Genomic DNA, 5,532 nt, shown 5'->3' on the forward strand with positions numbered 1-5,532 from the left:
AAACCCTGGCGATGACCTACTCTCGCATGGCTTGAGCCACACTACCATCGGCGCAGCTGCGTTTCACTTCCGAGTTCGGGATGGGATCGGGTGGTTCCACAGCGCTAATTTCACCAGGGAGGCTTTTGGAGTGTCGCCGCAAGTCGTGTCTTTGCAGGGAGCGGGCACGGAGTGCCGGCTTTACAAAGAGACGCGCCTGGGCGCCTGCCTCTCGTTTGGTCTTGTGACGTAGCGTGCACTTGGGATCTATCGACATGTCATGTCGGCCAAGGCAACTTGAGGTTATATGGTCAAGCCACACGGATCATTAGTATCAGTTAGCTCAATACATTGCTGTACTTACACACCTGACCTATCAACCACATAGTCTATATGGTTCCTTCAGGGGGCTTGTGCCCCGGGAGATCTCATCTTGAGGCGCGCTTCCCGCTTAGATGCTTTCAGCGGTTATCGCTTCCGAACATAGCTACCCGGCAATGCCACTGGCGTGACAACCGGAACACCAGAGGTTCGTCCACTCCGGTCCTCTCGTACTAGGAGCAGCCCCTCTCAAATCTCCAACGCCCATGGCAGATAGGGACCGAACTGTCTCACGACGTTCTGAACCCAGCTCGCGTACCACTTTAAATGGCGAACAGCCATACCCTTGGGACCGACTACAGCCCCAGGATGTGATGAGCCGACATCGAGGTGCCAAACACCGCCGTCGATATGAACTCTTGGGCGGTATCAGCCTGTTATCCCCGGAGTACCTTTTATCCGTTGAGCGATGGCCCTTCCATACAGAACCACCGGATCACTAAGTCCTAGTTTCCTACCTGCTTGATCCGTCGATCTTGCAGTCAAGCACGCTTATGCCTTTGCACACAGTGCGCGATGTCCGACCGCGCTGAGCGTACCTTCGAGCTCCTCCGTTACTCTTTAGGAGGAGACCGCCCCAGTCAAACTACCCACCATACACGGTCCCCGATCCAGATTATGGACCCAGGTTAGAACGTCAAGCACGACAGGGTGGTATTTCAAGGATGGCTCCACTGCAGCTAGCGCCACAGTTTCATAGCCTCCCACCTATCCTACACAGACGAACTCAACGTTCAGTGTAAAGCTATAGTAAAGGTTCACGGGGTCTTTCCGTCTTGCCACGGGAACGCTGCATCTTCACAGCGATTTCAATTTCACTGAGTCTCGGGTGGAGACAGCGCCGCTGTCGTTACGCCATTCGTGCAGGTCGGAACTTACCCGACAAGGAATTTCGCTACCTTAGGACCGTTATAGTTACGGCCGCCGTTTACTGGGGCTTCGATCAAGAGCTTCGCCTTGCGGCTGACCCCATCAATTAACCTTCCAGCACCGGGCAGGCGTCACACCCTATACGTCCACTTTCGTGTTTGCAGAGTGCTGTGTTTTTGATAAACAGTCGCAGCGGCCTGGTTACTGCGGCCCTCTTCAGCTATAGCTCGCATGAGCCACCAAAAAGGGCGCACCTTCTCCCGAAGTTACGGTGCCATGTTGCCTAGTTCCTTCACCCGAGTTCTCTCAAGCGCCTGAGAATTCTCATCCTACCCACCTGTGTCGGTTTACGGTACGGTCTGCGTAAGCTGAAGCTTAGGAGCTTTTCCTGGAAGCGTGGTATCAGTGACTTTGTCTTAAAGACTCGTCTCGGTGCTCGGTCTTAAAGGATCCCGGATTTGCCAAAGATCCAAACCTACCGCCTTTCCCCCGGACAACCAACGCCGGGTACACCTAACCTTCTCCGTCCCTCCATCGCACTTACGCGAGGTGCAGGAATATTAACCTGCTTCCCATCGACTACGACTTTCGTCCTCGCCTTAGGGGCCGACTCACCCTGCGCCGATTAACGTTGCGCAAGGAAACCTTGGGCTTTCGGCGTGCGGGTTTTTCACCCGCATTATCGTTACTCATGTCAGCATTCGCACTTCCGATACCTCCAGCAGACTTCTCAATCCACCTTCAACGGCTTACGGAACGCTCCTCTACCGCGTACATATAAATATGCACACCCCAAGCTTCGGTTCACTGCTTAGCCCCGTTAAATCTTCCCCGCAGACCGACTCGACCAGTGAGCTATTACGCTTTCTTTAAAGGGTGGCTGCTTCTAAGCCAACCTCCTGGCTGTCTGTGCCTTTCCACATGGTTTTCCACTTAGCAGTGAATTTGGGACCTTAGCTGTGGGTCTGGGTTGTTTCCCTTTTCACGACGGACGTTAGCACCCGCCGTGTGTCTCCCATACAGTCCGTCTCGGTATTCGGAGTTTGCAATGGTTTGGTAAGTCGCGATGACCCCCTAGCCATAACAGTGCTCTACCCCCGAGAGGATACATATGAGGCGCTACCTAAATAGCTTTCGAGGAGAACCAGCTATCTCCGGGTTCGATTAGCTTTTCACTCCTAATCACAGCTCATCCCCGTCTTTTGCAACAGACGTGGGTTCGGGCCTCCAGTACCTGTTACGGCACCTTCACCCTGGCCATGACTAGATCACCCGGTTTCGGGTCTACTGCCCGCGACTATGCGCCCTTATCAGACTCGGTTTCCCTTCGCCTCCCCTATACGGTTAAGCTTGCCACGAACAGTAAGTCGCTGACCCATTATACAAAAGGTACGCAGTCACTCTTTCGAGCTCCTACTGCTTGTACGCACACGGTTTCAGGATCTATTTCACTCCCCTCTCCGGGGTTCTTTTCGCCTTTCCCTCACGGTACTGGTTCACTATCGGTCGGTCAGTAGTATTTAGCCTTGGAGGATGGTCCCCCCATGTTCAGACAGGGTTTCACGTGCCCCGCCCTACTCGTCTTCACTGGAGTGGCCCTTTTAAATACAGGGCTATCACCTTCTATGGCCAGCCGTTCCAGGCTGTTTTTCTAGAACCATTCCAGCTTAAGGGCTAGTCCCCGTTCGCTCGTCGCTACTCAGGGAATCTCGGTTGATTTCTTTTCCTCTGGTTACTTAGATATTTCAGTTCACCAGGTTCGCTTCCAGCAGCTATGTATTCACTGCAGGATACCCGCAAGCGGGTGGGTTTCCCCATTCGGACATTACCGGATCAAAGCTTGTTGCCAGCTCCCCGATACTTTTCGCAGGCTGCCACGTCCTTCATCGCCTCTGACCGCCAAGGCATCCACCGTGTGCGCTTATTCGCTTGACCATATAACCGCAAGTTGCCTTGGGTTACATATATGACCTGGGGGTACAAAGCCCAGATACGAAATATAACGACTCAATTAATAAGAAGACATTTAAGTCTTCCGCCTTAGCCTCACGACACGTCAAGATAGAATCTCAAACGCTCGCTACGTCACAAGTTTTAAAAGAACACGTACCGGCCACAATGCCGATGCGTAATAAATTCTTTGTATGCGCTAGTCATTCAGAGTGGTGGGTCTGGGTAGACTCGAACTACCGACCTCACCCTTATCAGGGGTGCGCTCTAACCACCTGAGCTACAGACCCAATGTCCGTTCAGCTCATTGCCGTTTGCGTCGATAAACACGCAACGTGTGGTGGAGCCTGTCGGGATCGAACCGACGACCCCCTGCTTGCAAAGCAGGTGCTCTCCCAGCTGAGCTAAGGCCCCATATACGGGACTATCCACGCCGGCCAGGCCGACGTGAAACTCTGAATGCAGGTTACTTGTGAAGACGCCCGACAGGACGATGCTGTCTTTGCTCAAAAGGAGGTGATCCAGCCGCACCTTCCGATACGGCTACCTTGTTACGACTTCACCCCAGTCATCGGCCACACCGTGGCAAGCGCCCTCCCGAAGGTTAAGCTACCTGCTTCTGGTGCAACAAACTCCCATGGTGTGACGGGCGGTGTGTACAAGGCCCGGGAACGTATTCACCGCAGCAATGCTGATCTGCGATTACTAGCGATTCCGACTTCATGGAGTCGAGTTGCAGACTCCAATCCGGACTGAGATAGGGTTTCTGGGATTGGCTTGCCCTCGCGGGTTTGCAGCCCTCTGTCCCTACCATTGTAGTACGTGTGTAGCCCTGGTCGTAAGGGCCATGATGACTTGACGTCATCCCCACCTTCCTCCGGTTTGTCACCGGCGGTCTCCTTAGAGTTCCCACCATTACGTGCTGGCAACTAAGGACAAGGGTTGCGCTCGTTGCGGGACTTAACCCAACATCTCACGACACGAGCTGACGACAGCCATGCAGCACCTGTGTTCGAGTTCCCGAAGGCACCAATCCATCTCTGGAAAGTTCTCGACATGTCAAGACCAGGTAAGGTTCTTCGCGTTGCATCGAATTAAACCACATACTCCACCGCTTGTGCGGGCCCCCGTCAATTCCTTTGAGTTTCAGTCTTGCGACCGTACTCCCCAGGCGGCGAACTTAACGCGTTAGCTTCGATACTGCGTGCCAAATTGCACCCAACATCCAGTTCGCATCGTTTAGGGCGTGGACTACCAGGGTATCTAATCCTGTTTGCTCCCCACGCTTTCGTGCCTCAGTGTCAGTGTTGGTCCAGGTAGCTGCCTTCGCCATGGATGTTCCTCCCGATCTCTACGCATTTCACTGCTACACCGGGAATTCCACTACCCTCTACCACACTCTAGTCGCCCAGTATCCACTGCAATTCCCAGGTTGAGCCCAGGGCTTTCACAACAGACTTAAACAACCACCTACGCACGCTTTACGCCCAGTAATTCCGAGTAACGCTTGCACCCTTCGTATTACCGCGGCTGCTGGCACGAAGTTAGCCGGTGCTTATTCTTTGGGTACCGTCAGAACAACCGGGTATTAGCCGGCTGCTTTTCTTTCCCAACAAAAGGGCTTTACAACCCGAAGGCCTTCTTCACCCACGCGGTATGGCTGGATCAGGCTTGCGCCCATTGTCCAATATTCCCCACTGCTGCCTCCCGTAGGAGTCTGGACCGTGTCTCAGTTCCAGTGTGGCTGATCATCCTCTCAGACCAGCTACGGATCGTCGCCTTGGTGGGCCTTTACCCCGCCAACTAGCTAATCCGACATCGGCTCATCTATCCGCGCAAGGCCCGAAGGTCCCCTGCTTTCACCCGAAGGTCGTATGCGGTATTAGCGTAAGTTTCCCTACGTTATCCCCCACGAAAAGGTAGATTCCGATGTATTCCTCACCCGTCCGCCACTCGCCACCCATAAGAGCAAGCTCTTACTGTGCTGCCGTTCGACTTGCATGTGTTAGGCCTACCGCCAGCGTTCACTCTGAGCCAGGATCAAACTCTTCACTTAAAAACGCATAGTCCGAGGACTAAAAATTTAAAGCTGCAGATGCTTGACCGCTGGCAACGTTTCGCTTGCTTTAAAACAATTGATATGTTGCTTGATCAAACGTCTGCAAGATGGACATACATCCTTCCTGCAGGCGCCTTCACAAGATACCTGCGCATACTGTCAAAGAACTTTGGAGTCGGCCTCAGCGCCTTCCTCCGTGTGCCCCGACGTTTCCGTCGTTGCGAGCCGCCCATTATAGCCGGCTTATCTGCTTCGTCAACACCTTTTTTCAAGGCCGTTTCACCGAAGTGAAC

The 5,532-nt window shown here is 53.6% G+C and carries 1 protein-coding gene, 2 tRNA genes and 3 rRNA genes; all 6 read right to left on the minus strand.

Features of this window, described 5'->3' with window-relative positions; all coding sequences use genetic code 11:
• Positions 1-3: 3 nt before the first annotated feature.
• Positions 4-118, minus strand: a 5S ribosomal RNA gene (gene rrf / locus M2421_RS20950).
• A gap of 168 nt (positions 119-286) precedes the next feature.
• A 23S ribosomal RNA gene (locus M2421_RS20955) occupies positions 287-3,165 on the minus strand.
• Positions 3,166-3,393: 228 nt separating this feature from the next.
• A tRNA-Ile gene (locus tag M2421_RS20960) sits at positions 3,394-3,470 on the minus strand.
• A 48-nt stretch (positions 3,471-3,518) separates the two neighbouring features.
• Positions 3,519-3,594, minus strand: a tRNA-Ala gene (locus M2421_RS20965).
• A 95-nt stretch (positions 3,595-3,689) separates the two neighbouring features.
• Positions 3,690-5,236: ribosomal RNA gene (locus M2421_RS20970) — 16S ribosomal RNA — on the minus strand.
• Together the 16S, 23S and 5S rRNA genes with 2 tRNA genes alongside form the textbook arrangement of a ribosomal RNA operon.
• 95 nt (positions 5,237-5,331) lie before the next feature.
• Positions 5,332-5,532: hypothetical protein (locus M2421_RS20975; protein WP_259210341.1), on the minus strand; the 201-nt coding region annotated here is incomplete at its 5' end.

It is taken from the genome of Stenotrophomonas sp. BIGb0135 (assembly GCF_024810105.1).
Lineage (GTDB): Bacteria > Pseudomonadota > Gammaproteobacteria > Xanthomonadales > Xanthomonadaceae > Stenotrophomonas > Stenotrophomonas maltophilia_AB.